Annotated in this window: 20 protein-coding genes, 1 pseudogene and 1 riboswitch; of the genes and pseudogenes, 11 read left to right on the top strand and 10 right to left on the bottom strand. The window is 70.1% G+C overall.

Going from position 1 to position 25018, the window contains the following annotated elements; all coding sequences use genetic code 11:
- The first annotated feature begins 104 nt into the window (after window positions 1–104).
- The gene (locus AB6A65_RS05550) at window positions 105–1091 is read left to right on the top strand and encodes a 2-hydroxyacid dehydrogenase (protein ID WP_371037368.1); all 987 of its coding nucleotides are present in this window, start codon (window positions 105–107) and stop codon (window positions 1089–1091) included.
- 11 nt (window positions 1092–1102) lie between these two features.
- Window positions 1103–2227, top strand: a complete 1125-nt coding sequence (locus tag AB6A65_RS05545; protein WP_371037367.1) for a class I SAM-dependent RNA methyltransferase — start codon at window positions 1103–1105, stop codon at window positions 2225–2227.
- A 75-nt stretch (window positions 2228–2302) separates the two neighbouring features.
- Here the strand turns inward: AB6A65_RS05545 and AB6A65_RS05540 are convergent.
- Window positions 2303–3870, bottom strand: a pseudogene (locus AB6A65_RS05540) (2-isopropylmalate synthase).
- A gap of 272 nt (window positions 3871–4142) precedes the next feature.
- Between AB6A65_RS05540 and AB6A65_RS05535 the strand changes: the two are divergent.
- Both AB6A65_RS05535 and AB6A65_RS05530 read left to right on the top strand, forming a co-directional pair.
- The gene (locus AB6A65_RS05535; RefSeq protein WP_371037366.1) at window positions 4143–4814 is read left to right on the top strand and encodes an SDR family NAD(P)-dependent oxidoreductase; all 672 of its coding nucleotides are present in this window, start codon (window positions 4143–4145) and stop codon (window positions 4812–4814) included.
- Window positions 4811–6337 carry a cryptochrome/photolyase family protein gene (locus AB6A65_RS05530; RefSeq protein WP_371037365.1) on the top strand — a complete coding sequence of 509 codons (1527 nt, stop codon included), beginning with the start codon at window positions 4811–4813 and terminating at the stop codon, window positions 6335–6337. The genes AB6A65_RS05535 and AB6A65_RS05530 overlap by 4 nt, the downstream gene beginning before the upstream one ends.
- A 1-nt stretch (window position 6338) precedes the next feature.
- On the opposite strand, the gene AB6A65_RS05525 is transcribed toward AB6A65_RS05530, so the two are convergent.
- Genes AB6A65_RS05525 through AB6A65_RS05515 form a run of 3 tightly spaced genes read right to left on the bottom strand, consistent with a single transcriptional unit; the run spans window position 6339 to window position 9503 of the window.
- Window positions 6339–7811 (bottom strand): sodium:solute symporter, encoded by a 1473-nt coding sequence (locus AB6A65_RS05525; protein ID WP_371037364.1) that lies wholly within the window; start codon window positions 7809–7811, stop codon window positions 6339–6341.
- 1 nt (window position 7812) lies between these two features.
- A complete protein-coding gene (locus tag AB6A65_RS05520; RefSeq protein WP_371037363.1) occupies window positions 7813–7992 on the bottom strand; it encodes a hypothetical protein in 180 nt (59 codons plus the stop codon).
- 50 nt (window positions 7993–8042) lie between these two features.
- A complete protein-coding gene (locus AB6A65_RS05515) occupies window positions 8043–9503 on the bottom strand; it encodes a 2-isopropylmalate synthase (RefSeq protein ID WP_371037362.1) in 1461 nt (486 codons plus the stop codon).
- Window positions 9504–9657: 154 nt separating this feature from the next.
- Between AB6A65_RS05515 and AB6A65_RS05510 the strand changes: the two genes are divergently transcribed.
- The gene (locus tag AB6A65_RS05510; protein ID WP_371037361.1) at window positions 9658–11328 is read left to right on the top strand and encodes an NAD+ synthase; all 1671 of its coding nucleotides are present in this window, start codon (window positions 9658–9660) and stop codon (window positions 11326–11328) included.
- A gap of 13 nt (window positions 11329–11341) precedes the next feature.
- On the opposite strand, the gene AB6A65_RS05505 is transcribed toward AB6A65_RS05510, so the two are convergent.
- Window positions 11342–11737, bottom strand: a complete 396-nt coding sequence (locus tag AB6A65_RS05505) for a metallopeptidase family protein (RefSeq protein ID WP_371037360.1) — start codon at window positions 11735–11737, stop codon at window positions 11342–11344.
- Between the two features lie 319 nt (window positions 11738–12056).
- Window positions 12057–12986, bottom strand: coding sequence for an MBL fold metallo-hydrolase (locus AB6A65_RS05500; protein WP_371037359.1), 930 nt, complete (start codon window positions 12984–12986; stop codon window positions 12057–12059).
- Between the two features lie 158 nt (window positions 12987–13144).
- Here AB6A65_RS05500 and gltX point away from each other — a divergent pair, with 158 nt between their 5' ends.
- Window positions 13145–14470, top strand: coding sequence for a glutamate--tRNA ligase (gltX, locus tag AB6A65_RS05495; protein ID WP_371037358.1), 1326 nt, complete (start codon window positions 13145–13147; stop codon window positions 14468–14470).
- Window positions 14471–14540: 70 nt separating this feature from the next.
- On the opposite strand, the gene AB6A65_RS05490 is transcribed toward gltX, so the two are convergent.
- Window positions 14541–15116 (bottom strand): gamma-glutamylcyclotransferase family protein, encoded by a 576-nt coding sequence (locus AB6A65_RS05490; RefSeq protein ID WP_371037357.1) that lies wholly within the window; start codon window positions 15114–15116, stop codon window positions 14541–14543.
- Window positions 15117–15211: 95 nt separating this feature from the next.
- Here AB6A65_RS05490 and AB6A65_RS05485 point away from each other — a divergent pair, with 95 nt between their 5' ends.
- The 4 genes from AB6A65_RS05485 to gcvP all read left to right on the top strand — a co-directional run bounded on the left by AB6A65_RS05485 (window position 15212) and on the right by gcvP (window position 20412).
- Window positions 15212–15658 (top strand): Rrf2 family transcriptional regulator, encoded by a 447-nt coding sequence (locus AB6A65_RS05485; RefSeq protein ID WP_371037356.1) that lies wholly within the window; start codon window positions 15212–15214, stop codon window positions 15656–15658.
- A gap of 47 nt (window positions 15659–15705) precedes the next feature.
- Window positions 15706–15794, top strand: a riboswitch (glycine riboswitch).
- A 160-nt stretch (window positions 15795–15954) separates the two neighbouring features.
- Entirely contained in the window at window positions 15955–17079 is a 1125-nt protein-coding gene (gcvT, locus tag AB6A65_RS05480; protein ID WP_371037355.1) for a glycine cleavage system aminomethyltransferase GcvT, read from the top strand.
- Between the two features lie 30 nt (window positions 17080–17109).
- Window positions 17110–17469, top strand: a complete 360-nt coding sequence (gene gcvH / locus AB6A65_RS05475) for a glycine cleavage system protein GcvH (protein WP_371037643.1) — start codon at window positions 17110–17112, stop codon at window positions 17467–17469.
- A 99-nt stretch (window positions 17470–17568) separates the two neighbouring features.
- Window positions 17569–20412, top strand: coding sequence for an aminomethyl-transferring glycine dehydrogenase (gcvP, locus tag AB6A65_RS05470; RefSeq protein WP_371037354.1), 2844 nt, complete (start codon window positions 17569–17571; stop codon window positions 20410–20412).
- Between the two features lie 124 nt (window positions 20413–20536).
- On the opposite strand, the gene AB6A65_RS05465 is transcribed toward gcvP, so the two are convergent.
- The 3 genes from AB6A65_RS05465 to AB6A65_RS05455 form a co-directional block, all read right to left on the bottom strand.
- Window positions 20537–20734 carry a hypothetical protein gene (locus AB6A65_RS05465; protein WP_371037353.1) on the bottom strand — a complete coding sequence of 66 codons (198 nt, stop codon included), beginning with the start codon at window positions 20732–20734 and terminating at the stop codon, window positions 20537–20539.
- Window positions 20735–20805: 71 nt separating this feature from the next.
- Window positions 20806–23334: an ABC transporter permease gene (locus AB6A65_RS05460; RefSeq protein ID WP_371037352.1), complete on the bottom strand. Its 2529-nt coding sequence runs from the start codon at window positions 23332–23334 to the stop codon at window positions 20806–20808.
- A complete protein-coding gene (locus AB6A65_RS05455; RefSeq protein ID WP_371037351.1) occupies window positions 23331–24026 on the bottom strand; it encodes an ABC transporter ATP-binding protein in 696 nt (231 codons plus the stop codon). The genes AB6A65_RS05460 and AB6A65_RS05455 overlap by 4 nt, the downstream gene beginning before the upstream one ends.
- A gap of 17 nt (window positions 24027–24043) precedes the next feature.
- Here AB6A65_RS05455 and AB6A65_RS05450 point away from each other — a divergent pair, with 17 nt between their 5' ends.
- Complete coding sequence (locus AB6A65_RS05450; RefSeq protein ID WP_371037350.1) at window positions 24044–24727, top strand: arylesterase; 684 nt, start codon at window positions 24044–24046, stop codon at window positions 24725–24727.
- Window positions 24728–25018: the final 291 nt, after the last annotated feature.

Genomic DNA, 25018 nt, shown 5'->3' with positions numbered 1-25018 from the left:
ACCCGCGACGGGTGCCGTTTTCCGGCCGGGGTTCTTGTGCCCCGGCGTCTTCTTCGACACTGTGCCACCGACCCCGGGCGAGGGGAAGCGAGAGGAGGCGCCCTATGACATCTGAGCGGCTGAGTGTTGTCGTCACGCGACGCCTGCCGGAGCCCGTGCAGGCGCGCATGCGGGACCTCTTCGACGTCCGCCTGCGCGAGGACGACGCGCCCATGAGCAGAGAGGAACTCGCCGCCGCGATGGCCGAGGCCGACGTGCTGGTGCCGACCATCGTCGACGACATCGACGCGCGGCTCATCGCGCAGGCCGGGCCGCGGCTGAAGCTCATCGCCAATTACGGCGCCGGCGTGGACCATATCGACGTGGAAACCGCGCGCTCGCGCGGGATCCTCGTGTCGAACACGCCCGGCGTGATGACCGACGACACCGCCGACATGACCATGGCGCTGATCCTCGCCGTGACGCGGCGGATTCCCGAAGGGCTCGCGCTCATGCAGTCGGGCGAATGGGGCGGCTGGTCGCCGACCGCGCTTCTGGGCGGGCGGCTCGCCGGCCGGCGCCTCGGCATCCTCGGCATGGGGCGGATCGGGCAGGCCGTGGCGCGCCGCGCGCAGGCCTTCGGCATGCAGGTGCATTACCATAATCGTCGCCGCCTCCGCCCCGAGATCGAGGACGCCCATGGCGCCACCTACTGGGAAAGCCTCGACCAGATGGTCGCGCGGATGGACATCATCAGCGTGAACTGCCCGCACACGCCCTCCACCTTCCATCTGATGAACGCGCGGCGGCTGAAGCTCATGAAGCCGGACGCGGTGATCGTGAACACCTCGCGCGGCGAGGTGATCGACGAGAACGCGCTCACCCGGATGTTGCGCGCGGGCGAGATCGCGGGAGCAGGCCTCGACGTCTACGAGCACGGCACCGGCGTGAACCCGCGCCTGCGGCAGCTCAGGAACGTGGTGCTTCTGCCGCATATGGGCTCGGCCACGGTCGAGGGGCGGATCGAGATGGGCGAGAAGGTCATCATCAACATCAAGACCCACGCCGACGGCCACCGCCCGCCCGACCTCGTCGTGCCGGCGATGCTCTGACGCGGCGCGCGATGGCCGACGACCTCCGACCGGACGGCCCGTTCGAGATCTTTCTCGCGGCGCCGCCCGGCCTCGAACCGGTGCTCGCGGAAGAGGCGCGCGAAAAGGGCTTCGACGTGACCGCGACGGTCGCGGGCGGCGTGCTCGCGCGGGGCGGATGGCAGGAGGTCTGGCGCGCCAACCTCGAGCTCAGGGGTGCGGGCCGCGTCCTGGTGCGGCTCGTCGGGTTTCCCGCGGTGCACCTTGCGCAACTCGACAAGCGTGCACGGCGCGTCCCCTGGGGCGAGGTCTTTCGCACGGACACGCCGGTGCGCGTCGAGGCAAGCTGCCGGCGCTCGCGGATCTACCACGAAAAGGCCGCGGCCCAGCGCGTGGTCCAGGCGCTGGGCGGCGCGGGCGTTCCGGTGTCGGACGAGGCGGAGTTGCGCGTCCTCGTCCGGATCGAGAACAACCTTGTCGAGATCAGCCTCGACAGTTCCGGATCGCCGCTGCACCGGCGCGGGCACAAGCAGGCGGTCGGAAAGGCGCCCCTGCGCGAGACGCTGGCGGCGCTCTTTCTCCGCGCGGCCGGGTTCGACGGCGCGGAGCCGGTGTTGGACCCGATGTGCGGCTCGGGCACCTTCGTGATCGAGGCCGCCGAGATCGCCGCCGGACTCGCGCCCGGGCGCGACCGCCCCTTCGCCTTCGAAAGGCTGGCAGGCTTCGACCCCACCCGCTGGGACGCGATGCGCGCCACGCGCGCGGCGCGCGACGGGCCACTGCGCTTCCACGGCTTCGACCGCGACGCCGGCGCCGTGCGCATGAGCCTTGAAAACGCAGCGCGCGCGGGCGTCGACGGACGCTGCGCCTTCGCCCGACAGGCGATCAGCGATCTCGTCCCGCCCGAGGGGGCGCCCGGCCTCGTCATCGCGAATCCGCCCTATGGCGGGCGGATCGGCGATGCGGGCGCGCTGCGCGCGCTTTACGGCCGGTTCGGAGAGGTCATGCGCGCGCGCTTCGCGGGCTGGCGGGTGGCGCTGGTGACGAGCGAGGACACGCTCGCACGCGCGAGCGGCCTGCCGCTCGATGCCGGCCCGCAGGTGCCCCATGGCGGGCTGCGCGTCCGGCTTTGGCAGACGGCGGGGCCGCTGGGCTGAGCGCAAGGGCCTTCGAAGGCCCTTGCAAGCCGCTTCGAAGCGGCTTGCACGCGGTCCGTAGACCGCGTGGCGCCCTCAGCCCGCGTCCTTGTAGCTGATTTCCTTCTCGTCCTGCCCCAGCCGGTCCCGGCGGACGAGCAGGCGGTTCAGCGCGTTGACGTAGGCCTTGGCGGAGGCCACGACCGTGTCGGTATCCGCCGACTGGCCGGTGGCGATGTTGCCATCCTCCTCGAGGCGCACGCTGACCGTAGCTTGCGCGTCCGTCCCCTCCGTCACGGCGTGAACCTGGTAGAGCTGGAGACGCGCGTCGTTGGGCCAGATCTCGCGCACCGCCTTGAAGGTCGCGTCCACCGGGCCGTCGCCCCGGGCCGTGGCGGATTTCTCCACGCCGTCCACCGTCATCACGAGTTCGGCTTCCGCCGGCCCGCCGGTGCCGCAGGCCACCCGCAGCGAGTGCACCACGAGATGGTCCTTCGCCGCGTCCTCGCCCGCGCGCATCAGCGCGATGAGGTCCTCGTCGTAGACCTCCTTCTTGCGGTCGGCGAGGTCCTTGAAACGGACGAAGACGTCCTTCAGCTGGTTTTCGCCCAGCTTGTAGCCGAGCTCCTCGAGCTTGGCGCGGAGCGCCGCGCGGCCCGAATGCTTGCCCATCACCAGCGAGGTGGCCGCGAGCCCGATATCCTCGGGGCGCATGATCTCGAACGTGTCGGCGCTCTTCAGCATCCCGTCCTGGTGGATGCCCGATTCATGCGCGAAGGCGTTCTTGCCACGATCGCCTTGTTGTACTGCACCGGGAAGCCGGACACCGCGGCCACGCGGCGCGAGATGTTCATGATCTTCGTGGTGTCCACGCGGGTCTCGTAGGGCATGATGTCGCCCCGCACACGGAGCGCCATGACGATCTCCTCGAGCGCGGTGTTCCCGGCCCGCTCCCCGAGCCCGTTGATGGTGCACTCGATCTGTCGCGCGCCGCCCGCGACCGCGGCGAGGGCGTTCGCCGTCGCCATGCCCAGGTCGTTGTGGCAGTGGGTGGCGAAGACCACCTCGTCGGCGCCCGGCACCTCGGAGATCAGCCGCCGGATGAGATCGGCGGATTCGACGGGCGCGGTGTAGCCCACCGTGTCGGGAATGTTGATCGTCGTGGCGCCCGCCTTGATGGCGATCTCCACCACGCGCCTGAGATAGTCCCATTCCGTCCGCGTCGCGTCCATCGGCGACCATTGCACGTTGTCGCAGAGGTTGCGCGCGTGGGTGACCGTCTCGTGGATGCGCGCGGCCATCTGGTCCTGGTCGAGGTTCGGGATGGCGCGGTGCTGCGGCGAGGTGCCGATGAAGGTGTGGATGCGCGGGTGCTTCGCGCGGCGCACCGCCTCCCAGCAGCGGTCGATGTCGGTCGGGTTGGCCCGCGCGAGCCCGCAGATCGCCGCGTTGCGCGCGCGCTCGGCGATCTCCTTCACCGCGCGGAAGTCGCCCTCGGAGGCGATCGGGAAGCCCGCCTCGATGATGTCCACGCCCATCTCGTCGAGAAGATCCGCGATCTCGAGCTTCTCGTCGTGGGTCATGGTCGCGCCGGGGCTCTGCTCGCCGTCGCGCAGCGTCGTGTCGAAGATCAACACGCGATCTTTCGTGCTCTGGTCGGTCATGGCTTGATCTCTTCGGTTGTCCTTGGCTTCTCTCCGGCGCGGCACTGCGTCCTCTGAGCGGTCGCGCCGAGCGGCACGCTCAGAGGCGGCTAAGGAGAAGAAGGCCGAGGGCCGGCGCGACGGCACCGACGCGGGAAACGGCGATATGATCCCGGCTCGTCATGGGGGCGAACTATACGCCATTTGGCGTTCGGGAAAACCCCTGAAATGCGCCGGCCTCCCCGGGGCGGCGACGCGATTGACAGCGCGGGCGCCTGCGTTAATTCGCGGCCATGATACCTTCGAACGCACTTGTGATCGGCGCCTCGGGCGGGATCGGCGCGGCCGTTGCGGCCGAGCTGGACCGCCGCGGCGCGAACGTCACGAGCCTGTCGCGATCCGCCGACGGGTTCGACGTCACCGACGAGGCCTCGGTCGAGGCGGGATTGTCCCGGCTCGAGGGCCCCTTCGACCTCATCTTCGTGGCGACGGGCGCCCTCGAACTCGACGGGCACGGACCCGAGAAAAGCCTTCGCCACCTCGAACCCCGGGCGATGATCGACCAGTTCTCGCTCAACTGCGTCGGGCCGGCGATCGTGCTGAAGCACGCCGTCGGGCTGATGCCGCGCGAGGGAAGATCGGTCTTCGCCGCGCTTTCGGCGCGGGTGGGTTCCATCGGCGACAACCGCATGGGCGGCTGGTATTCCTACCGCGTGGCCAAGGCGGCGCTGAACCAGATGCTTCACGGCGCGGCGGTGGAGATCGCGCGCACCCGGCCCGAGGCCGTCATCGCCGCGCTGCATCCCGGCACCGTGGAGACGGCGCTCACTGCGAAATACGCCGGCGGCCATCCCACCGTCACCCCCGAGCGCGCCGCCGAGCGGCTGGCCGAAGTGGTGGAGCGGTTGCAGCCGCGCCATTCGGGCGGGTTCTACGATTACGCCTTCGAGGAGATCCCGTGGTGAGCCGTCTCGTCCTCGTCCTCGGGGATCAGCTGAGCGAAGAGATCGCGGCGCTGCGCGCGGCGGATCCATCGCAGGATATCGTCGTCATGGCCGAGGTGCGCGACGAGGCGAGCTACGTGCGCCATCACCCCAAGAAGATCGCCTTCCTCTTCGCGTCCATGCGCAAGTTCGCCGAGCGGCTGCGCGGGGCGGGCTGGCGGGTGCTCTACACGCCCTTCGACGACCCGGAGAACGCCGGCAGCATCTGCGGCGAACTGCTGCGCCGGGCCGATGAGACCGGCGCCACAGAGGTCTTCGCCACCGAGCCCGGCGAATGGCGGCTGATCGAGACGCTGCGCCATTGCCCGGTGCCGGTCACGCTCTGCGAGGACGACCGCTTCATCGCCTCTCACGCCGAGTTCGAGAGCTGGGCCGAGGGGCGCAAGTCGCTGCGCATGGAGTATTTCTACCGCGAGATGCGCCGCAAGACCGGTCTCTTGATGGAAGGCGACACCCCCGCGGGGGACAAGTGGAACTTCGACCACGAGAATCGCAAGCCCGCCCCGGACGAGATCGCGAACGACGGGCCGCCGCGGTTTGACCCGGACGCGACCGTGGAGGAGGTTCTGGACCTTGTCGAGCGGGAGTTCGCCAGCAATTTCGGCGATGTCCGGCCGTTCTGGTTCGCCACCGATCGCGAGGAGGCGCGTGGCGCGCTCGATCACTTCGTGACCCATGCCCTGCCGTGCTTCGGCGACTACCAGGACGCGATGCTGGACGGGCACCGGTTCCTTTACCATGCCGTGATCTCTCCCTATCTCAATGCCGGTCTGCTGTCCCCGCTCGAGGTCTGCCGGGCGGCGGAGGCGGCGTGGCGTGACGGCCGCGCGCCCATCAACGCGGTGGAAGGGTTCATTCGCCAGATCATCGGCTGGCGCGAATACGTCCGCGGCATCTACTTCCTCGAAGGTCCGGACTACACCGCGCGTAACGCGCTCGGCCACGACCGGCGGTTGCCGGATTTCTACTGGGGGGCGCGGACGCACATGCGCTGCCTCGCGCAAAGCGTGGCCCAGACGCGGGAAGAGGCCTACGCCCACCATATCCAGCGCCTGATGGTCACGGGCAATTTCGCGCTTCTGGCGGGCGTCGATCCGGCCGAGGTGCACGACTGGTACCTTGCCGTCTATGCCGACGCCTACGAATGGGTGGAGGCGCCCAACGTGATCGGGATGAGCCAGTTCGCCGACGGCGGCATCGTCGCCTCGAAGCCCTATGTCTCGTCGGGCGCCTACATCAACCGCATGTCGGACTACTGCAAGTCCTGCGACTACGCGGTCAGCCGCAAGACGGGGGAGGGGGCCTGCCCCTTCAACCTGCTTTACTGGCACTTCCTCGACAGGCATCGCGAGCGCTTCGAGGGCAACCCGCGCATGGCGCAGATGTACCGCACATGGGACCGGATGGACGAGGACCGGCGCAGGACGGTCCTGCGCGAGGCCGGGGCGTTCCTCGACCGCATGGAGGCCGGCGAGACGGTCTGACCTACCAGACGCCGTGGTCGTCGAGGTCGCGGCGCAGCGCGCGCTTGAAATCGAGCGCCCCGGCGCGCGGTTGCGTCACGAGGCTGACACCCACGAAAAGCGCGACCGTGGTCGAGATCACGCCGAGCGCGAGGCGCGGATCGAAGACGCTGACGCTCGCCCCCATGACGAGCCAGATCGCAAGCCCCGCGCCGCCCAGGAAGGAGGCCAGCACCCCTGCCGCCGTGCCGCCGCGCCAGAAGAAGGCGCCGATGGTTGCGGGCACCGTGACCACGAGCCCGGCCGCCGAAAGCGCCGCGAGCTGGTCGATGATCGGCGCGTTCCTGAGCGCGAAGACGGCCGCGAAAAGCACCACCAGCACCACGACCACGCGGCCGATCAGGATCTGCCGCGCATCGCGTCCCTCGCCCTGGCGCATGAGGTCGCGCGCCACCATTGATCCAAGCGTCAGCGCGATGGAATCGAGCGTCGAGACCGCGGCCGAGAGGATGCCGACGATCAGCAGCAGGCTGACCGGCAGCGGCACCACGCCCGAGCCCAGCAGCGCCGGGGTCGCCCCGGCGGGGTTGTCGAGCCCCGGTTCCAGCACCAGCGCCGCGAAGCCCCAGATCACCGCGATCAGCGTGAAGACGAGCCCGAAGCCCAGCACCCAGAAGATCATGCGCCGCAGCGCGCGCATGTCCTCGGTGACGAAGAGGCGCTGGCTGACCTGCGGGTTGGAGAGCGGAAAGAAGAACCACGGGATCGAAAGCGCGAGGAAGGTGCCGAGGCTCCACAACCCCGGCCCCGGCACGTCGAGCCAGGGCCCGTGTTCCGCGGCGACCCGCGCGACGAAGACGCCCACGCCACCGATCGACGCGACGACGAAGCCCACGGCGAGGAGCGCCGAGACGAGCATCACCGCCGCCTGCACCGCGTCGGTCCAGGCGACCGAGCGCAGCCCGGCGACCAGCGTCCAGAAGATCGCGAGCGCCGCGCCCACCGCGATCGCCTGCAAGAGCGTGATCGCGCCCCCCGTGACGCCCGACAGCAGAAGGCCGATGCCCGCCATCTGCGTCGTGCAGTAGGGCATCAGGAAAAGCAGGCTCAGCACCGCCGCCAGCCGCGCCACTTTGCGGTCGCCGTAGCGCGCGCCGAGCATCTCGGCCGGCGTGATGAAGCCCCAGCGCCGCGCCGCGAGCCAGAAGCGCGGGCCGAAGACCACGAGAAGCGTGAGCCCCGAGAAATAGATCAGCTCGAAGCCCAGCGCGCCGACCCCGCCGCGATAGGTCAGCCCGGTGAGCACGACCAGCATGAATGCCGAGTAGGTGGTCGCGGCGTAGGACAGGCCCGACACCATGCCGCCGAAATGGCGGCCGCCGAGATAGTAGTCGGCGGCCGTTCCGGTGTTTCCGCGCATGGCGGCAAAGGCGATCGCGCCGCCCAGGACGGCGAAGGCGGCGACGGTCAACCAGATGACGACGGCCGGGATCATCTCAGAGCTTCCAGCGGGCGACACCGGCGGCGATCAGGCCGATGACGGCCGCGCCGAAGACGCACCAGAAGACGAAGATCACGAGCGACGGGGCGCCCCCGCTCAGAATGCCGTAGGGGACGACGATCCCCGCCAGTATGACGAGGGCCACCGCCACAAGCCAGATCCCGAAGCCTCGCATGGCATGTCCCTCGCAGGTTCGACGCGGCGACGCGTCGTTTCGCGGGCGCGCTATTGCGTGTCGTCCCCGTCGGTCAGGGCGCCGTTCACCCAGGTGCCGCTTTCCTCTTCACCGGAGGCGTAGCGCATCGTTCCCTCGCCTTGGCGGCGTCCGTCGACGAACTGGCCCTCGTAGACGTCGTGGCCCACGATCTCGCCCGCGTCGTTGCGGCGGGGATAGCGCGCGGTGCCCATGCCCTCGATCTCGCCCCGCGACCAGCTGCCCTCGTAGGTGAAGCCGTCGGGCATCTCGATCCGGCCCTCGCCGTGGCGCTGCCCATCCGCGAACTGACCGACGTAGACGGTCCCGTCGGGATAGGTCGCGGTGCCCTGGCCGTGGCGCTGACCGTCCCGCCACTCGCCCTCGTAGCGGTAGCCGTCGGCATAGGTCATGACGCCCTCGCCGTGGTTGCGGGCGTTCTGGAATTCGCCCTCGTAGACCAGCCCGTTGGGATAGGTCGCGCGGCCCGCCCCCTCGATCACGCCGTCCACCCAGTCGCCCTCGTAGGTGGAGCCGTCGGGGTAGGTGATGCGGCCCTCGCCATTGGCGAGCCCCTCGCGGAAGTCGCCCGTGTAGACCGATCCGTCCGGGTAGGTGACCTTGCCCTCGCCCTCGATCCGGCCCGCGACCCAGGAGCCTTCGTAGACGTAGCCGTCGGTGCCGGTGAAGGTGCCCTGGCCGTGGCGCTGGTCGTTCTGGAACGCGCCCTCGTAGACGTCGCCGTTGGCGTAGGTCACCTTGCCCATGCCTTCCCGGCGGCCATTCACCAGCTGGCCTTCGTAGATGTCGCCGTTGGGTTGGGTCAGCGTGCCCTCGCCGTTGATCTGGCCGTCTTTCCAGAGCCCTTCGTAGATCAGCCCCGCGGGCGTGGTGAGCGTGCCCACCCCCTCCCGGGAGCCGCGCACGATGGAGCCCTGGTAGACCGAGCCGTCGGGGTAGGTGATCGTGCCCTGGCCCTCCTTGACGCCGTTCACCCAGTCGCCCTCGTAGACGTAGCCGTTGGGGCTCGACATCGTTCCGCGGCCATGGTGCATGGCGTTGCGGAAGCCGCCTTCGTAGCGGGTGCCGTTGGCGTAGACCGCGATGCCCTGGCCGGTGATCTGCCCGTCCACCCAGGTGCCCTCGTAGGTGGACCCGTCGGCGAAGGTGATCTTGCCCACCCCGTCGGGCTTGCCCCGGGCGAAGGTGCCTTCGTAGACCGAGCCGTTGGGAAAGCGCGCCACGCCCTCGCCGCGGATCTCGCCCTCGACCCATTCGCCGGTGTATTCGTAGCCGTTCGGCAGGCGGTAGGTGCCGCGGCCGTGCTGCAAGCCGTCCTTGAAGGTGCCCTCGTAGACGCCGCCGTCCTCGTACTGCTTCGTGCGGACGTCGCCGTCCTGCGCCTGGAGCGCCGGGGCCCACGCCGCGGTCAGAAGCGCCGCGGCAAACGCCCCGGCGAGCGGCGCGCGTCTGCTGCCTGACTTGCCTGCCATAAGAAGTGTCCGCCCTGTCGTTCCGGATTTCGACCGGTCGGTGAGAGGGTAAAGGAGCCTCCCGGGGGTGACAACGCCTTTTGCCGCAACCCGCTTCCCCTCGCCCCGGCATCTGCTAAGTGAGGGCCGACACGTCAATTCCGGGGACAGACCCATGGCCGACAGGTTCCGCCTGACGCTCGCTCAGTTCAACCCCACGCTCGGCGACCTCGACGGAAACGCCGCGCGGGCGCGCGAGGCGTGGAAGACCGGCAAGGCCGCGGGCGCCGACATGGTGGCGCTGCCCGAGATGTTCATTCCGGGCTACAACCCCCAGGACCTCGTCCTGCGCCCGGCGTTCCAGGCCGCGGCGATCGAGACCGTGCAGCGTCTCGCGCGGGAGTGCGCCGAGGGGCCCGCGCTCGGCGTGGGCGGGCTCTGGCTGGAGGGTGCGGAACTGCACAACGCCTGGTTCGTGCTGAAGGAAGGCCGGATCGCGGCGGTCGCGCTCAAGCACCATCTGCCGCACTACCTCGTCTTCGACGAGATGCGCACGTTCCGCCCCGGCCCGATTTCCGGACCCTACGCGGTGGGGCCGGTGCGGCTCGGCAGCCCCGTCTGCGAGGACGCGTGGTCCCCGGACGTGGCCGAGACGCTGGCCGAGACGGGCGCGGAGATCCTGCTCGTGCCGAACGGCTCGCCCTATTACCGCGACAAGCGCGACGTGCGGCTCAATCACATGGTGGCGCGGGTGGTGGAGACGGGGCTGCCGCTCGTCTACCTCAACCTCGTGGGCGGGCAGGACGACCAGGTCTTCGACGGCGGCAGCTTCGTCCTCAATCCCGGCGGCCGCCTCGCGGTGCAGATGCCGGTGATGGAGGAGGCGATCGCGCAGGTGGATTTCCGCCGCGGCGAAAACGGCTGGGAGGCGGAAGAGGGCGGACGCACCCACATTCCCGACGCGATGGAGCAGGACTATCACGCCTGCGTGCTGGCGCTGCGCGATTACCTGGCGAAAAGCGGCTTCTCGAAGGTTCTGCTCGGTCTCTCGGGCGGCGTGGACAGCGCCATCGTCGCGGTGATCGCGGCCGACGCGGTGGGCGCGGAGAACGTCCGCTGCGTGATGCTGCCGTCCGAATACACCTCGGCGCTGTCGCTGGAGGACGCGGCCGCCGTGGCGCGGCACCTCGGCGCGCGGCTCGACGAGGTGCCGATCTCGGGGCCGCGGGCCGCGGTGACCGAGGCGCTCGCGCCCCTGTTCGAGGGTCTCGCGCCGGACGTGACCGAGGAGAACGTGCAGTCGCGGCTGCGCGGTCTGCTGCTGATGGCGCTGTCGAACAAGTGCGGGGAGATGCTGCTGACCACCGGAAACAAGTCCGAGGTCGCGGTCGGCTACGCCACGATCTACGGGGACATGGCGGGCGGCTACAATCCGATCAAGGATCTCTACAAGACGCGGGTCTTCGATCTGTGCCGCTGGCGGAACGCCCACCATCGCCCGTGGATGAAGGGCCCGGGCGGCACCGTCATCCCCGAGCGCGTGATCGCCAAGCCCCCCTCGGCCGAGCTTGCCGAGGATCAGAAGGACAGCGATTCGCTGCCGCCCTACGAGCGGCTCGACGGGCTCCTCCAGATCCTGGTGGACCGGGACGGCTCCATCGAGGATTGCGTGGCGGCGGGCCACGACCGCGCAGAGGCCGCGCGGGTCGAACACCTCGTCTATCTTTCGGAATACAAACGCTTCCAGTCCGCGCCGGGCGCGCGGCTTTCGAACCGCGCCTTCTGGCTCGACCGCCGCTACCCGATCGTCAACCGCTGGCGCGACGCTGCGCGCCGCGAGGACTGACCGGGGCGGACGATCATTCCCACCAGCGGTCGATCGTCGCGATGTCGGCGTCGGACCAGCCGAAATGGTGGGCCAGCTCATGCACCAGGACATGCGCCACGAGCGCGCCGAGGGTGACATCGCCGCGGTCCGCCCACTCGTCGAGGATCGGGCGGCGGAAGAGCCAGACGGTATCGGGGCCGTGCGGCGGGTCGCCCACCGATTTCTCGGTCATCGGGATGCCGTCGTAGAGCCCGGTAAGCTCGAACGGGTCCTCGATCGCCATCTCGGAAAGCATCCAGTCCGGCGCGAACTCATCGACCCGCAGGGCCACCTGCCGCGCGGCCGGGCGGAACGCCTCGGGCAGCGCGTCGAGGGCGGCGCGGGCGAGGCGTTCGATGTCCTCGGCGGAGGGGGCGACGTGATCCATGACCGCGACAATCGCCCGGCGCCTTGCCCGGCGCAAGCGCGCCCGGTGTCCCGGCTTGCGTAAATTGCGACAGCCGGGTCGCGGTGGAACGGGCGCGCTGCGGCGGGGCGCGCAGGGCTGCGGCCTGCAGCGCCGGGGCGGGCGGGCATTTCGACCGGCATGCCGACACCGGAAACGGGCCGGCCGCGGGGGTCCGCCGCGATCCCTGCCTGCGTGCTGCACCGGGCGACGCCCGTGACACGCGGGCGCCGGGTATCGTTTACACCGGGGGCGCCCGGCCCGGCCTTTCGGCTCGGCCGTGCGCCGCGCGGCCCGCGGTTCAGAGCAGCAGCTGGTAGGAGTGCGGAACGTAGGCGAAGCCCTCGCCCCGCGTCTCGACATAGCCGAGGCCCGGCCAGGGCATGTGATACCCGATGAAGGGAATCCTGTCCGTGGCCAGCATGTCGAGGATGCGCCGGCGCGTGGCGGCGGCCGCCTCCTTGTCGCGATCGAAAAGCACCTCCCAGTCGGGATGGGCGAGCGACCAGACGTAGTGGTTGGCGAAATCCGCCGCGATCAGCAGCCGCTGGCCTGCGCTTTCCAGCATGAAGGTCATGTGTCCGGGCGTGTGACCGAAGGCCGCCATGGCGGTGACGCCGGACGCCACCGCCGCGCCGTCGTCGAGAAACGCGATCCTTCCGGCCTCGGCGAGGGGGCGCACCTTGGCCTCGAACCCCTCGTCGCCCGACATGTCCCATGCGTCGAACTCGACCGCGCCGGCGAGGTAGCGCGCGTTCGGGAAGGTCTCGACGCCGCCCTCCATCAACCCGCCGATATGGTCGCCGTGCATGTGGGTCAGGACCACCGTATCCACCTGCTCGGGCGCGTAGCCCGCGGCCGCCAATGCGGCCACGGTGCCGGCGGGCGCGAGGCCGGTGTCGAACAGGATGAGCTCGCCGCCCGTGTTGACCACCGTGGGCGTGAAGAAGAACTGCGCCGCGTCGGTGGGGATGTTCGCGGCCCGGGAGACCTCGGCGAAGCGGTCGGCCGACACGTTCATGCCGAAGATGCCCTGCGGTTCGGGCACCGCGCGCGTGCCGGCGAGGATCGTCGTCACCTCGAACTCGCCCAGCCTGACGCGGTTGAAGGCGGGCAGGTCGTCGCCCATCATCGGGGCCGAGGCGCGCGCCGGGCCGGCCGAGGCGGTGGCGAGGGGCAGCGCCGCGGCGCCCGCGAGGGCCTGGCGGCGGGTGAGGGTACGGTCGGTCATCGTCGGGTCCTCCGGTTTGGCGCTGGTGAACCTAGAGGATATTCGGCCCCGCACGCTGTGCAAGTTCGCGCAGGCCTTGTGGAGAGCCGCGCGGAGCCCCGCAAGCTGGACAAGTTTCCGGCCCTGTGACACAGGACACGCCCGACAGGAGAGCCGTCATGACCACAACCCGTTTCGCCCCGTCGCCCACGGGCTACCTGCATGTGGGCAACCTTCGCACGGCGCTGATGAACCACCTGATCGCCCGCAAGGCCGGGGGCACCTTCATCCTGCGCATCGACGACACCGATCCCGAACGGTCGAAGGAAGAGTATGTCGAGGCGATCAAGGAGGATCTTTCCTGGCTCGGGCTGGACTGGGATCGGCTGGAACGGCAATCGGCGCGTCTCGACCGCTACGAGGCCGCCGCCGAGCGGCTGCGCGGGATGGGCCGCCTCTACGAGTGCTTCGAGACGCCCACGGAGCTCGACCTCAAGCGCAAGAAGCAACTCAACATGGGCCGCCCGCCGGTCTACGACCGCGCGGCGCTCGCGCTCTCCGAAGAGGAGAAGGCCAGGCTGCGGGCCGAGCGCGGCGCCGGGCACTGGCGCTTCAAGCTCCTGCACGAGCGGATCGAGTGGGAGGACGGCATCCTGGGCCCGCTTTCCATCGACGCGGCCAGCGTCTCGGACCCGGTTCTGATCCGGGGCGACGGGCAGGTCCTCTACACGCTCGCCTCGGTGGTGGACGACACCGAGATGGGCGTCACGGACGTGGTGCGCGGCTCCGACCATGTCACCAACACCGCGACCCAGATCCAGATCATGGAGGCGCTGGGCGGGCAGGTGCCCCGTTTCGCGCATCACTCGCTGCTCACCGGCACGCAGGGCGAGGCGCTGTCCAAGCGGCTGGGCACGCTGGCGCTGCGCGACCTGCGCGCGGCGGGGGTGGAGCCCGCGGCGCTTCTGAGCCTGCTGGCGCGGCTCGGTTCCGCCGATGCGGTGGAACTGCGCGGCGCTCTCGACGCCATCGCGGCCGGCTTCGACATCTCGCGCTTCGGCGCCGCGCCGACGAAGTTCGATGTCGAGGATCTTTACCCGCTCACCGCACGATACCTGCACGGGCTGCCATTCGAGACCGTGCGCGAGGAGATCGCGGCGCTCGGTGTGCCGGACGACCTGGCCGAGCAGTTCTGGGCGGTCGCGCGCGAGAACATTTCCACCCGCAAGGAACTGGCCGACTGGTGGGCGCTGTGCCGGGACGGCGCGGAGCCCGACATCGCGCCCGAGGACGCGGAGTTCGTCGCCGAGGCCATGGAGCTTCTGCCGCCGCCGCCCTACACCGCCGAAAGCTGGGGCGCGTGGACGGCCGCGGTGAAGGAGAAGACGGGGCGCAAGGGCAAGGCGCTTTTCATGCCGCTGCGCAAGGCGCTGACCGGGCGGGCGCGCGGCCCCGAGATGTCCGACCTGATGCCGCTTCTGCAGACGGTCCGGGGCAAGCCCTGATCGCGCGCCCGGAACCCTGCGCGCGCCGCCCGGGGGCACCTCCTGGCGCGGCGCTCCGCCCTCTCGCGATTCAGGCCGTCGCGGGCAGTATCCGCGCCGAAAGGCCGCGCAGCATGGCATCCACGAAGGCGCGTTCGTCGGCTCCCAGCCCCTGGTGGCGCGGGGAGCGCGGCGCGGCGCGGACGTCGAGGATCGGCGCCTCCCATCCCGCTGTCGTCTCGAAAAACCGCTCTGCCCCGGCCTGCCCGAATTCGCGCAGATATCCCTGGACCACGACATCGACGTAGCTGAGCAGGATCGGATGCGCCGCGCTGGGCGCGGCGTGGCCGCCATCGGGCAGGCGGTAAAGCGCGACCTCCGGCCTGTGCGGCGCCTCGTGCCGGATGCCGGTCGTCACGCGTTCGCGGCGGGAGGCGGCCTCGCGGGCGTCGAGGGCCGCCCAGTCGCCGCGCGGGACGGCCGCGATCAGCCCCTCGATTTCCGCGCCGGGAGCGGGCTCCACCGACAGGAAGGCGACCGGGCGCAGCCGTGCGTGCCGCCAGACCCGCCGCCATCCTTGCACCCGCGCCCGGTGCGCTGACGGGTAGGCGTGGGTCGCCCGGTTGACGAGGCTTCCGTAGCCGAAAAAATGCGGCGCATCCTGCATGGCCGCAAAGATTGATGTACGATTGATGCATGTCAAACCCCGCGCCACGGCTCTGTGGCACGGTCTGCTAAACATCTTGTCCGGGGAGCGACCGCTTGCGCGTCACGAAACGCACCAACATCGCCGTTCGCGTGCTCATGTACTGCGCCACCCATGACGGCCGGCTGGTCACAAAGTACGAGATCGCCACGCGCTGCAACGCGTCCGAGAATCACCTCGCGCAGGTGATCAACCAGCTTGCGCAGCTTGGCTATCTGCGCACCCAGCGCGGCCGGAACGGCGGCGTGGCGCTCGCGCGGCCGGCCGGCGAGATCTGCATCGGATCGGTCTTTCGCGCGCTCGAGGCGCCCGTGCCCATCGCCGAGTGTTTCGCCGACGCCGACAACACCTGCCCGCTCGTGGCGGGCTGCCGGCTTCGCATCGCGCTCAACGATGCGGTGGAGACATTCTTCGCGCATCTGGACGACATCACGCTCGAGGCGCTTGTCTGCAACAATCCCGCGCTCGAGGCGTTGCTCGCGCCCGCGGGGTGTCGCGGCTGACGCGCGACGGCGGGCTTGCCCGGCGTGAGGGGCTTCGCTATCTTGCCCTCGACGGATCGGGAGAACCGGCTCTTCGCCGGTGCCGAAGGAGCAACCGCCCCGGAAACTCTCAGGCCGAAAGGCCCGATCCGGCAACGACACTCTGGAGAGAGATGCGCAGGCCGCATCCGCCGAAGGGATAGCGATCTCAGGCGAAAGGACAGAGGGGGCATCGCGGCGCAGGCGCTGGTCCTGCGCGATCGGGATGCCGGGCGCGTGTCGCAACCGACCACCTGGCGTAATAGGAGAGGCGGGCCATGGCCGAGGCTCAGCGCCTGACGCTTGATTCGCTGCACCGGGAACTCGGTGCGCGGATGGTGGATTTCGCAGGCTTCTCGATGCCGTTGCAGTATGCCGGCATCATGGCCGAGCACACGCAGGCGCGCGAGCGCGCCGCGCTCTTCGATGTAAGCCACATGGGCCAGGTGCTCGTGCGCGCGGCGGATGTCGACGCGGCGGCGCGCGCGCTCGAGGGCCTCGTGCCGCAGGACGTTCTGGGCCTGCGCGACGGCCGCCAGCGCTACGGTTTCTTCACCAACGACACCGGCGGGATCGAGGACGACCTGATGATCGCCCGGCGCGGCGACGTGCTCTTCCTTGTGGTGAACGCGTCCCGCCGGACCGAGGACGAGGCGATCCTGCGGGCCGGGCTGGAACCCGCGGGGGTCAAGGTGACGCTTCTTTCTGACCGGGCGCTTCTCGCCCTTCAGGGCCCGTGCGCGCAGGCCGCGCTGGCCACGCTCGATCCGCGCGCCGGAGAAATGCGCTTCATGGAAACGGCCACGCTCGATCTGGCCGGCGCCGAGGCGTGGGTCTCGCGCTCGGGCTATACCGGCGAGGACGGCTACGAGATCTCGGTGCCCGCGGGCGCCGCGGAACCGCTCGCCCGGGCGCTGCTCGATCACCCCGACGTCGCGCCGGCGGGGCTCGGTGCGCGCGATTCGCTCCGCCTCGAAGCGGGGCTGTGCCTTTACGGCCAGGACATCGACGCCGCGACGACGCCTGTGGAGGCGGGGCTCGGCTGGGCGATCCAGCCCGCCCGCCGCGAGGGCGGCGCGCGGGCGGGCGGTTTCCCGGGCGCGGCGCGCATCCTCGCGGAACTGCGCGACGGCGCGGCGCGGGCGCGGGTCGGGCTGCGCCCCGAAGGCCGCGCGCCCATGCGCGCGGGCGTCGCGCTCTACGAGGCGGAAGCCGGCGGCGACCCCGTCGGCGCCGTGACGTCCGGCGGCTTCGGCCCCACGGTGGGCGCGCCGGTCGCCATGGGCTACGTGCCCGACCGGCTGGCGCGGCAGGGCCAGCCTCTCTGGGGAGAGGTGCGCGGACGCCGCATGCCCGTGGCCGTGAGCGACCTGCCTTTCGTGAAACCCGGATACAAGCGCTGAGACAAGCGAGGAGAACGACGCGTGACGACCATGAAATATACCGAGGAACACGAGTGGCTGCGCCCCGAGGAGGACGTGATCGTGGTGGGCATCACCCAACACGCCGCAACGCAGCTCGGCGACATCGTCTTCGTCGAACTGCCCGAGGAGGGGACGACCGTCTCGAAGGACGACGAGGTCGTGGTGATCGAAAGCGTGAAGGCCGCCTCGGACATCCTCGCGCCGCTCGACGGGGAGATCGTCGAGGTGAACGCCGCGATCGTCGACAACCCCGCCCTCGTCAACGAGGACCCGGCCGGCGAGGGGTGGTTCTTCAAGATCGCGCCGAGCGATACCTCGCAGCTCGACGACTACATGGACGAAGCCGCCTACAAGGACCTGATCGGCTGAGTTGACCAGATCCGGGGACGGGCCCGCAGGCGCATGGCCCCGGCAGACGCTTTGGCAACATGATGTCCGGGACCGCCGCGTTCCGGCAAGGAGGATCGCATGCCGTTCGAACCGACCGATTACCTTCCCTACGATTTCGCCAATCGCCGCCATATCGGCCCGTCTCCCGCCGAGATGCAGGAGATGCTCGGCATCCTGAAGGCCGACAGCCTCGATGCGCTCATGGAAGAGACGCTGCCCGCCGCGATACGGCAGGCGGAACCGCTCGATTTCGGCCGGGCCATGTCGGAGCGTGAACTGCTTCACCACATGCGGCAGGTCGCCTCGAGGAACAGGGTGCTGACCTCGCTGATCGGCATGGGTTATCACGGCACGGTGACGCCGCCCGCGATCCAGCGCAACATCCTGGAAAACCCCGCCTGGTACACCGCCTACACGCCCTACCAGCCCGAGATCAGCCAGGGACGGCTCGAGGCGCTGCTGAACTTCCAGACCATGGTGAGCGACCTCACCGGCCTCGAGATCGCCAACGCCTCGCTGCTCGACGAGGCCACCGCCTGCGCCGAGGCGATGACGATGGCCCAGCGCGTGGCCAAGTCGAAGGCGACGGCCTTCTTCGTGGACGAGAACTGCCACCCGCAGAACATCAACGTGATGAAGACGCGCGCCGCGCCCCTCGGCATCGAGATCGTGGTCGGTCCGCCCGAGGCGCTGGACCCAGAGGCGGTCTTCGGCGCCATCTTCCAGTATCCCGGCACCTACGGCCATCTTCGCGATTTCGGGCCCGAAATCGCCGCGCTGCACGAGGCGAAGGCGATCGGCGTCGTCTCCGCCGATCCGCTGGCGCTTACCCTTCTGAAGGAACCGGGTGCGATGGGCGCGGACATCGCCGTGGGCTCCACCCAGCGCTTCGGCGTGCCGGTGGGCTATGGCGGGCCGCACGCGGCCTATATCGCCACCCGCGACGCCTACAAGCGCGCGCTGCCGGGCCGGCTGGTGGGCGTGTCGGTGGACGCGCACGGCAATCGCGCCTACCGGCTCGCGCTCCAGACCCGCGAGCAGCACATCCGCCGCGAGAAGGCGACCTCGAACGTCTGCACCGCGCAGGCGCTGCTTGCCGTCATGGCGGGTTTCTACGCGGTGTTCCATGGGCCGGAGGGGCTGAAGGCGATCGCGCAGCGCATCCACCGCAAGACCGTGCGGCTCGCAAAGGGGCTCAAGGCCGCGGGCTTTTCCGTCGCACCCGAAACCTTCTTCGACACGATCACGGTCGAGGTTGGGGCGCTGCAGCGGGCGGTGATGAAATCGGCGGTGGACGAGGGCGTGAACCTGCGGCCCGTGGGCGAAACGCGCGTGGGCATCACCCTCGACGAGCGCACGACCTCCGACATCATCGAGGCGGTCTGGCGCGCGTTCGGGATCGAGCGGGCCGACGATCCGGCGCGGCCGGAGTATCGCCTGCCGGAGGGCCTGACCCGCACGAGCTCCTATCTCGATCACCCGGTCTTTCACATGAACCGCGCCGAGACGGAGATGGTGCGCTACATGCGCCGGCTCGCCGACCGCGATCTCGCGCTCGACAGGGCGATGATTCCGCTCGGGTCCTGCACGATGAAGCTCAACGCCGCGGCCGAGATGATGCCGGTCAGCTGGCGCGAATTCTCGCTGCTGCATCCCTACGCGCCGAGGGACCAGGCCGAAGGTTATACACACCTGATTGGGGATCTTTCCGAAAAGCTCTGCAAGATAACGGGTTACGACGCGATTTCGATGCAGCCGAACTCCGGTGCCCAGGGCGAGTATGCCGGGCTGCTGACGATCGCGGGCTGGCATCGGTCGCGCGGCGAAGGGCACCGGAACGTCTGCCTCATTCCGCTCTCCGCCCACGGCACGAACCCGGCGAGCGCGCATATGGTCGGCTGGGAGGTGGTGACGGTCGCCACCGCGGCGAATGGCGACATCGATCTTGAGGATTTCCGCGCAAAAGCTGAAAAACACGCGGAAAATCTGGCTGGCTGCATGATCACCTACCCCTCGACCCACGGCGTGTTCGAGGAGACGGTGACCGAGGTCTGCCGGATCACCCACGCGCATGGCGGGCAGGTCTACATCGACGGTGCGAACATGAACGCCACGGTCGGGCTCTCGCGGCCGGGCGATCTGGGCGGCGATGTGAGCCATCTGACCCTGCACAAGACCTTCTGCATCCCCCATGGCGGTGGCGGCCCCGGCATGGGGCCGATCGGCGTGAAGGCGCACCTCGTGCCCTTCCTGCCCGGCGACCCGGTGTCGGGCGAGGGCGCGGTAGCCGCGGCGCCCTACGGCTCTCCGTCGCTCCTGCCGATCAGCTGGGCCTACTGCCTGATGATGGGGGGCGAGGGGCTCACCCAGGCCACCCGCGTGGCGATCCTGAACGCCAACTACATCGCCAGGCGGCTCGAAGGCGCCTTCGACGTGCTTTACAAGGGCCCGTCGGGGCGCATCGCGCATGAGTGCATTCTCGACGTGCGCCCCTTCGCCGACAGCGCCGGCGTCACGGTGGACGACATCGCCAAGCGCCTCGTGGATTGCGGCTTCCACGCCCCCACCATGAGCTGGCCGGTGGCGGGCACGCTCATGGTCGAGCCCACGGAAAGCGAGACCAAGGCGGAGCTCGACCGGTTCTGCGACGCGATGCTGGGCATCCGGGAGGAGATCCGCGCGATCGAGGATGGCCGCGTCGACCGGGAGAACAACCCGCTCAAGCAAGCGCCCCACACGGTGGAGGATCTCGTAGGCGTGTGGGAGCGGCCCTACAGCCGCGAGCAGGGCTGTTTTCCGTCGGGCGCCTTCCGGGTCGACAAGTACTGGCCGCCGGTCAACCGCGTGGACAATGTCTGGGGCGACCGGCATCTCGTCTGCACCTGCCCGCCGGTCTCGGACTACGCGGAGGCCGCGGAGTAGCGGCGCGCGGAGGCGGCCTCGGCCCGCCAGCATGTCGAAACGGTCGCGTAGCCGCGCAGAGACGCGGCGCGACGGAGGCCCGGGTAAAGCGCCGCGGCCTCGCGGCGGAGCTTCTTGGGGACGGTTAGGGGGGGATGACCCCCGACATCTCAACGATCAGCGCCGCGGCAGCGGTACCGGCATGGGTCACGAGATCCTGCGGGCCGGACTTGGTCCCGATGTCGGCTTCGGACAGGCGGAGGAAGCGCGGCAGGATATCCGCGCGCGCGGCGCGACGCACGAGGTTGATCGGCAAGGGCTGCCCTGCCGGGGAGAGGTGCATGAAGCGCCTCGGGTGGCTGTGCGGCACGGCACCGGCATGCTGTCGCCAGCCAGCCCGGACGCCGGCACCATCTATTCGCGCGCCCGCAACACCTGGGCGGGTCGGGTTGCCAGCGGCCTCCACGCGAAGGCCAGCGTCGCCAGAAGCGTCGCCAGAACCCCGCCGGCGACGATCCCGATGGCCGAGGGCCAGATCACCGCGAAGCGCGTCTCCATCACGAAATGGCTGACGGCCCAGCCGCCGCCGATCCCGGCCGCAAGCGCCACGCCCGCCGCCGCCGCGCCCAGCAGCGCGGCGCGCAGCGCAAAACTTTGCAGGATGCGCGCGCGGCCGGCGCCCAGCGTCTTGAGAACCGCCGCCTCGTAGGTGCGCGCGCCTTCGCCCGCGGCCGCCGCGCCGATCAGGACGAGAAAGCCCGTGAGCAGCGTGGCGGAGGCGCCCCAGGCCGTGGCCGCCGCGATCCCCGCAAGCAGGTCCGAGACCCGGTCGATCGCGTCGCGCACCCGGATCGCCGTGATGTTGGGGAACTGCCCGGCAAGATCGCGCAGGATCGCGGCCTCGGCGTCGGGCTCGGCGTAGACCGTGGCGATGAAGCTGTGCGGCGCGGCCTCGAGCGCGGCGGGGTTCATCGACATGATGAAGCCGATGCCGGCGGTCGAGAAATCCACGACGCGCAGGTTGGCCACTTCGGCGGTGATGTCGCGGCCGAGGATGTTCACCGTGATGCTGTCGCCCACGGCGAGGCCGATCTCTTCCGCCTCCTCGGCGGCGAAGCTCACGAGCGGGGGCCCCGCGTACTCCTCGGGCCACCACGCCCCGGCGGTGATCACGGTGCCCTCGGGCGGCGTGGCGGAGTAGGTCACGCCGCGGTCGCCCTGGATCACCCAGTGATCGCCCGCGACCTCCCGTGCCGGCTGGCCCTCGATCCGGGTGATGATACCGCGGAGCATCGGCGCGCTTTCCACCGCGCTCACCGCCGGGTCGCCTTCGAGCCGCTCCTGGAAGGCGGGCATCTGGTCCTTCTGGATGTCCACGAAGAAGTAGCTCGGCGCCACCTCGGGCAGGTCGCGGGAGATCGCGGCGCGCAGATTGCCGTCGATCTGCCCCACCGCCGCGAGCACGGACAGGCCGAGCCCCAGCGACAGCACGACCGGCGTCGCGGCGGCGCGTGGGCCGCCGATCGCCCCTAGCGCCCAGCGCAGCGCCGGCCGTCCCCGCGCAAGCGGCGCGGCGCGGCGCGCGATCCAGCGGATCGCGAGCGCCGAGAGGGCCAGAAGCGCGAGCGCGCCGGCCAGCCCCGCGGCGGACCAGAGGGTGAGCGCCGTGGCCTCGGAGAACCACGCCGCAAGCCCGACGAGGAGCGCCACCAACGTCACCGTGATCCCCACATAGCGCCACGCCGGCAACAGCCGCGCGCCCTCCAGCGCGTCTCGGAAAAGCGTGGCGGCGCGCACCTCCTCCGTCCGCGCGAGCGGCCAAAGCGTGAAGATGAGCGCGGTCAGCGCGCCGTAAAGCGCGGCCTCGGCCAGCGGAGCGGGAAAGATCGTGAACCGTGCAGGCACCGGAAGCCGGGCCTCGATCAGCGGCGCGAGGGCGAGCGGAAGAAGCCCGCCGAGCGCGAGGCCGATGAGGATACCGAGAAGGGCCAGCGCGCCGATCTGCAGGAAGTAGACGCGGAAAACCGTCGCCCGGTCGGCGCCGAGCGTGCGCAGCGTAGCGATCACCCCGGTCTTGCCGGCGAGATAGGCGCGCACCGCCGCCGAGACCCCGATCCCGCCCACGGCGAGGCCCGACAGCCCCACGAGCACGAGGAAGGCGCCGAGACGGTCCACGAAGGCCGCGATTCCCGGCGCGCCGTTCCGGGCGTCGCGCCAGCGCAGCCCGCTCTCCTCGAAGCGCGATCGCGCATCGGCGGCAATGGCGTCGAGATCGGCCTCGTCCGGCAGATCCAGGCGGTACTTCGTGGAAAACAGCGTGCCCGCGGACAGAAGCTGCGAGTCCGCCAGCGCCCCCGTGCGCACCAGCGTGCGCGGGCCGAGACCGAACCCGTCGGCGGCCGCGTCGGGTTCGCGTTCGAGCAGGGCGGAAAGCACGAAGTCCTGCGTGCCGAGGCGGAAGACATCGCCCGGCGCAAGGCCCAGCCGGTCGGCGAGCACACGCTCCATGACCGCGCCGGGGCGCGCGCCGTCGCCCGCGAGCGCGGCGTCGAGGGACATGTCGGGCGACAGCGCGACGCTGCCGACCAGCGGGTAGGCGTCATCGACGGATTTCACCTGCGTCAGGGCGCGCTCCGTTTCCGCCCCGCGCTCGACGACCGCCATGGAGCGGAAATCGGTGACCTCGGAAATCTGCCGGGCCACGCCCTCCATCCAGGCCCGCTCCTCCTCGGTCGCGAACCGGTAGGTGAACTCGGCCTCGGCATCGCCGCCCAGAAGCACCGCGCCCTCTGCCGCGAGCCCCGCCTCGATCGCCGCGCGCACGCTGCCGACGGCCGCGATCGCCGCGACCCCGAGCGCGAGACAGGCGAGGAAGATCCTGAAACCGCGCAAGCCCCCGCGCAGTTCGCGCCGGGCAAGGCGTGCCGCGACCGGCCAGCTCATTCCGCGGCCCGGGCGCGGGCGGCGTCGGCCACACGCCCGTCGGCAAGATGCACCATCCGGTCGCAGCGCGCGGCAAGCTCTTCCGCGTGGGTCACGAGCACGAGCGTGGCGCCGTGCCGGTCGCGCAGGGCGAAAAGCATGTCGATGATCGCCTCCCCGTTGGCGCTGTCGAGGTTGCCCGTGGGCTCGTCGGCAAGCAGGATCTCGGGACGTGGCGCCGCGGCGCGGGCCAGAGCCACGCGCTGCTGCTCGCCCCCCGAAAGCTGGGAGGGGTAATGATCGGTGCGGTGGCCGAGCCCGACCGAGACCAGTTCGTCGCGCGCCCTGTCGAAGGCGTCTTTCGCGCCGGCGAGTTCGAGGGGCGTCGCGACGTTCTCGAGCGCGGTCATGGTGGGGATCAGGTGAAAGGACTGGAAGACCACACCCATGTGATCGCGCCGGAACCGGGCCAGCTGGTCCTCGTCCATCGTGGTGAGGTCGCGCCCCAGCGCCGTGACGCGACCGCCGGTGGCCCGCTCGAGGCCGCCCATCAGCATCAGGAGCGACGACTTGCCCGATCCGGAGGGACCGGCGAGGCCGAGGGTTTCGCCCCGCGCCACGTCGAGGGTGATTCCGTGGAGGATTTCCACCGGCCCGGCATTGCCCGCGAGCCTCAAGGTCACATCTTGGAGGTCGAGAACCGACTCAGTCATGCGCAAGGGTCCATTTCATGCTGCCAGCCTATCGATATGGGGTTCTTCACCGGGCGAGCAAGGCGGCCGCGGTGACACTGTTCTGCATCGCGGCGCCGTTCGCCGCGATGGCCGAAACTGTGATCGTCGCGCTTGGCGACAGCCTTACGCAGGGGTACGGGTTGCCGCAGGAGGCCGGCTTCGTGCCGCGGATGCAGGACTGGCTGGATGCGCGGGACGCCGATGTCCGGCTCGTGAATGCGGGCGTCTCGGGCGACACCACGGCGGGCGGGCTCGCCCGTGTCGAGTGGACGCTCACGCCCGAGGTGGACGGCATGATCGTCGCGCTCGGCGGCAACGATCTCCTGCGCGGCATCGACCCTGCGGTGAGCCGGAAGAACCTCGATGGGATCATCTCGGCTGCGCGGGCGCGCGAGCTGCCAGTGCTTCTGGTGGGCCTCGAGGCGTCCGGGAATTACGGGCCCGACTACAAGGCGGCCTTCGACGCGATGTATCCCGATCTCGCAAGGACATACGACACGCTCTACGTCGAAAGCTTCCTCGCGCCCATCCTGGAAGACGGCGACCCCTCCGCGGCGCGGCGTTTCCTTCAGCCCGACGGCATCCACCCGAATGCCGAAGGGGTGGCGCGCATTGTCGAGGCGCTTGGTCCGCGTGTCCTGATGCTCGCGGAACAGGCCGACGCCGCGGCGGAGGGCTGACGGCGCAAGCGGCATCCCATGCGCCACGGCGCGAAAAATTTATTGCGGACAAGGCCTTGAGGGGCGCAACTCCATCGCGTGCGGTATTGTGGATTGCGCGGCGCGGGTGGAGCCGTGCTTCCTTGGGAGTGCCTGTGGAAATATCGGAAAATGTAAAGAATTCCGGGGAAGCCACGCCTGAGCGACGTTCCATGTGCGGTTGCAGAGTATTCTTATGCGGCGGGCCGTTCCTGTCTGATATCTGTCCGTTCGGGCCCGGTCTTCAAATCGCCGTTCGGATCTCTAAGTATA

Source organism: Rhodosalinus sp. FB01 (assembly GCF_041365715.1).
Taxonomy (GTDB): domain Bacteria; phylum Pseudomonadota; class Alphaproteobacteria; order Rhodobacterales; family Rhodobacteraceae; genus Rhodosalinus.
The sequence above is the reverse complement of the archived record's forward strand: the minus strand, read 5'-3'. Positions and strand labels throughout refer to the sequence as shown.

Bases quoted from the DNA above. Each gene is read 5' to 3' on its own strand.
- AB6A65_RS05550 (WP_371037368.1), top strand. From the start codon at position 105: ATGACATCTGAGCGGCTGAGTGTTGTCGTCACGCGACGCCTGCCGGAG.
- AB6A65_RS05545 (WP_371037367.1), top strand. From the start codon at position 1,103: ATGGCCGACGACCTCCGACCGGACGGCCCGTTCGAGATCTTTCTCGCG.
- AB6A65_RS05535 (WP_371037366.1), top strand. From the start codon at position 4,143: ATGATACCTTCGAACGCACTTGTGATCGGCGCCTCGGGCGGGATCGGC.
- AB6A65_RS05525 (WP_371037364.1), bottom strand. From the start codon at position 7,811: ATGATCCCGGCCGTCGTCATCTGGTTGACCGTCGCCGCCTTCGCCGTC.
- AB6A65_RS05520 (WP_371037363.1), bottom strand. From the start codon at position 7,992: ATGCGAGGCTTCGGGATCTGGCTTGTGGCGGTGGCCCTCGTCATACTG.
- AB6A65_RS05515 (WP_371037362.1), bottom strand. From the start codon at position 9,503: ATGGCAGGCAAGTCAGGCAGCAGACGCGCGCCGCTCGCCGGGGCGTTT.
- AB6A65_RS05510 (WP_371037361.1), top strand. From the start codon at position 9,658: ATGGCCGACAGGTTCCGCCTGACGCTCGCTCAGTTCAACCCCACGCTC.
- AB6A65_RS05505 (WP_371037360.1), bottom strand. From the start codon at position 11,737: ATGGATCACGTCGCCCCCTCCGCCGAGGACATCGAACGCCTCGCCCGC.
- AB6A65_RS05500 (WP_371037359.1), bottom strand. From the start codon at position 12,986: ATGACCGACCGTACCCTCACCCGCCGCCAGGCCCTCGCGGGCGCCGCG.
- gltX (WP_371037358.1), top strand. From the start codon at position 13,145: ATGACCACAACCCGTTTCGCCCCGTCGCCCACGGGCTACCTGCATGTG.
- AB6A65_RS05490 (WP_371037357.1), bottom strand. From the start codon at position 15,116: ATGCAGGATGCGCCGCATTTTTTCGGCTACGGAAGCCTCGTCAACCGG.
- gcvT (WP_371037355.1), top strand. From the start codon at position 15,955: ATGGCCGAGGCTCAGCGCCTGACGCTTGATTCGCTGCACCGGGAACTC.
- gcvH (WP_371037643.1), top strand. From the start codon at position 17,110: ATGAAATATACCGAGGAACACGAGTGGCTGCGCCCCGAGGAGGACGTG.
- gcvP (WP_371037354.1), top strand. From the start codon at position 17,569: ATGCCGTTCGAACCGACCGATTACCTTCCCTACGATTTCGCCAATCGC.
- AB6A65_RS05465 (WP_371037353.1), bottom strand. From the start codon at position 20,734: ATGCACCTCTCCCCGGCAGGGCAGCCCTTGCCGATCAACCTCGTGCGT.
- AB6A65_RS05460 (WP_371037352.1), bottom strand. From the start codon at position 23,334: ATGAGCTGGCCGGTCGCGGCACGCCTTGCCCGGCGCGAACTGCGCGGG.
- AB6A65_RS05455 (WP_371037351.1), bottom strand. From the start codon at position 24,026: ATGACTGAGTCGGTTCTCGACCTCCAAGATGTGACCTTGAGGCTCGCG.
- AB6A65_RS05450 (WP_371037350.1), top strand. From the start codon at position 24,044: ATGCTGCCAGCCTATCGATATGGGGTTCTTCACCGGGCGAGCAAGGCG.